This is a genomic window from Mesorhizobium sp. M7D.F.Ca.US.004.03.1.1, assembly GCF_003998635.1.
Classification (GTDB): Bacteria; Pseudomonadota; Alphaproteobacteria; order Rhizobiales; family Rhizobiaceae; genus Mesorhizobium; species Mesorhizobium loti.
The window spans coordinates 1-3,240 of record NZ_RZQG01000693.1; the positions used below are offsets into that span (position 1 = coordinate 1).

Below are 3,240 nucleotides of genomic sequence, written 5' to 3' on the forward strand. Positions count from 1 at the left end.
GCCTTTCATCGCCACGCTCGGCATGATGGTCACCGCGCGCGGCATCGCCAAATGGTGGTCCAAGGGCCAGCCGATCTCGTTTCCCACCGAGGGTTTCGCGGCCATCGGCAAAGGCCTGATGCCCGTCATCATCTTCCTGTCGCTGGCGGTGCTGTTCCAGCTGATCATGACCTACACAAGGTACGGCAAGCATTGTTACGCGATCGGCTCCAACGAGGACGCCGCGCGCATGTCCGGCATCAAGATCGCCAACCACAAGATCCTCGTCTACGTCATCGCCGGCGTGCTTGCAGCACTCGCCGCCGTGGTGCTGAGCTCCAAGAACCTCACCGCTCAGTCCGGCATGGGCGTGATGTACGAACTCGATGCCATTGCGATGGCGGTCATCGGCGGCGTCTCGCTGTCAGGCGGCCGCGGCTCGATCATCGGCACGGTGATCGGCTCGCTGATCTTCGGCGTCATCATCTCCGGCTTCACCTTCCTGCGCCTCGACGCCTACTACCAGGAGATGGTCAAGGGCGTGATCATCGTCGGTGCGGTGGTTCTCGACCAGTGGCGCCAACGCCTGCGGGCAATGAGGGCTTGACCATGTCAGACATCGTCCTGAAGACCGAAAACCTGACCAAGCGCTATGGCGGCGTGCATGCGCTGGAAGGCGCGAACTTCGAACTGCGCAAGGGCGAGCATGTCGCCATCATGGGCGACAACGGCGCCGGCAAGTCGACCTTCGTGCGCCAGATCACCGCCGTCGAGCAACGCACCAGCGGCCAGATCTGGTTCGACGGCAAGGAAGTGAATTTTGCCGGGCCGATCGAGGCCCGCACGGCGGGCATCGAGACCGTGTTCCAGAACCTGGCGCTGGCCGACGATCTCGACGTGCCGTCGAACCTGTTCCTCGGCCGCGAAAAGGTGCTGTTCAATCTCGGCCCGTTCTCGATCCTCGACCGCAAGTACATGCGCAAGGCGACCGAGGCGGCACTGATCCGCACGGCGGTGAAGATCCCCAATCTGTCCAACACCATCCGCCACATGTCGGGCGGCCAGCGCCAGTGCGTGGCGATCGCCCGGACCGCGACCTTCGCCTCCAAGCTGATCATCATGGACGAACCGACCGCCGCCCTCGGCGTGCAGGAGACCGCGCAGGTCGAAAACATCATCCGCACGCTGAAGGACAATGGCGAGCCGCTGATCCTGATCAGCCACAACATGCGCCAGGTGTTCGACCTTTGCGACCGCATCGTCGTGTTCCGGCGCGGCCGCATCGTCGCCAATCTGCGCAAGCAGGACACCGACGGAAACGATATCGTCTCCTACATCACCGGCGCCAAGACCGGCGAGGCCGAACTCGCGGCTTGAGGCCGGGCGCGGAGGCGGTGGTCACCGCCTCCCTGTCGATCTTGTCTTGACCGCAAATCACCCGCGCCCATGACCGGCGCCCCGCTTCGAACCACCCTCAAAGGAATTTCCATGACTCTCCGCTTCGCCCTCCTCGGTGCCGGCCGCATCGGCAAGGTCCACGCCCGCGCCGTCGGCTCCAACCCACAGGCCAAACTGGTTGCCGTCGCCGATGCGTTCGAGAAGGCAGCGACCGAGCTGGCGACGGCCTATGGCGCCGAAGTGCGCACAATCGACGCCATTGAGACATCCAAGGACATCGACGCCGTCGTCATCTGCACGCCGACCGACACCCATGCCGACCTGATCGAGCGTTTCGCCAAGGCGGGCAAGGCTATATTCTGCGAGAAGCCGATCGACCTCAACGTCAAGCGCGTCGAGAAGTGCCTGGCCGTGGTCGAGAAGACCAAGGCGACGCTGATGGTCGGCTTCAACCGCCGCTTCGATCCGCACTTCGCCGCCGTGCGCAAGGCGATCGACGACGGCGCCATCGGCACCGTCGAGATGGTCACCATCACCTCGCGCGATCCCGGCGCGCCGCCGATCGACTACATCAAGCGTTCGGGCGGCATTTTTCGCGACATGACCATCCATGATTTCGACATGGCACGCTTCCTGCTCGGCGAGGAGCCGGTGGCGGTCAGCGCGCATGCCTCGGTGCTGGTCGACAAGAAGATCGGTGCGGCCGGCGATTTCGACAGCGTCAGCGTCATCCTCGAAACCGCTTCCGGCAAGCAGGCCGTCATCTCCAACTCGCGCCGCGCCACCTATGGCTATGATCAGCGCATCGAGGTGCATGGCTCGAAAGGCATGGTCGCGGCCGAGAACCAGCGCCCAGTGTCGATCGAGCTGGCCAACGAGAAGGGCTATACGCGTCCACCGTTGCACGACTTCTTCATGACCCGCTACCTCGACGCCTATGCCAATGAGATCGCTGCCTTCATCGCAGCGGCAACGTCAGGCAAGAAGGCGGTACCAAGTGGCGCGGACGGGCTGGTGGCCCTGAAGCTGGCGGATGCGGCGCTGAAGTCGGCGACCACAGGCAAGACCGTTCGCTTGGACACGGCAAAATAAGACACCCAGACAGGAGCAGAGCGATGAGCGCATCAGCCGATCGCAATTCAAAAACGCGCGCCATCGTCACCGGCGGCGCGCAAGGCATCGGCTTTGCTGTTGCCGAGGCGCTAGCCGACGAAGGCTGCCGGGCGCTGGCGCTCATCGGCCGCTCGCAGGAAAAGGGCGACAAGGCTGTCGCCCATCTCAAGAAATCGGGCGTCGACGTGATCTTCATCAGCGCCGACGTCTCTGATGTCGCCGACTGCAAGCGTGCGGTCGCCACCGCGATCTCGCATTTCGGCACCATCAACGCCCTAGTCAATGCCGCCGCGACGTCGGCGCGCGGTTCGCTGGTCGAAACCAGCGAAGAGCTGTTCGACATGATTTTCGACACCAATGTGCGGGGCCCGTTCTTCCTGATGCAGGGCGTGGTGGCGCATCTGCTGGAGAAGAAGGCGCCCGGCTCCATCGTCAACGTGCTGTCGATGTCGGCGCATACCGGCCAGTCGTTCCTGACGCCCTATTCGACCAGCAAGGGAGCGCTGATGACGCTGACCAAGAACGTCGCCAACGCCTATCGCTATAACCGCATCCGCTGCAACGCGGTGCTGCCCGGCTGGATGGACACCGAGGGTGAGGATATCGTGCAGAGGAAATGGCACGATGCACCCGACGACTGGCTGGCAAAGGCCGAGGCTGCGCAGCCGATGGGGCAATTGGTGAAGCCGGACCAGCTTGCCCGGCTGATCAGCTATATGGTCAGCCCGCAGTCGGGCGTCATGACCGGAT

Annotated in this window: 4 protein-coding genes; all 4 read left to right on the forward strand. The window is 63.6% G+C overall.

The genetic code is table 11. The features are described from left to right. Positions 1-586, forward strand: a 586-nt coding sequence (locus EN935_RS28135; protein ID WP_164771393.1) for an ABC transporter permease, incomplete at its 5' end; no start/stop codon positions are given. A gap of 2 nt (positions 587-588) precedes the next feature. Further along, complete coding sequence (locus EN935_RS28140; RefSeq protein WP_109667014.1) at positions 589-1,356, forward strand: ATP-binding cassette domain-containing protein; 768 nt, start codon at positions 589-591, stop codon at positions 1,354-1,356. A 111-nt stretch (positions 1,357-1,467) separates the two neighbouring features. Continuing rightward, positions 1,468-2,469, forward strand: coding sequence for an inositol 2-dehydrogenase (gene iolG / locus EN935_RS28145; RefSeq protein ID WP_127263262.1), 1,002 nt, complete (start codon positions 1,468-1,470; stop codon positions 2,467-2,469). Between the two features lie 23 nt (positions 2,470-2,492). Beyond that, positions 2,493-3,240, forward strand: a 748-nt coding sequence (locus tag EN935_RS28150) for an SDR family oxidoreductase (protein ID WP_164771394.1), incomplete at its 3' end; no start/stop codon positions are given.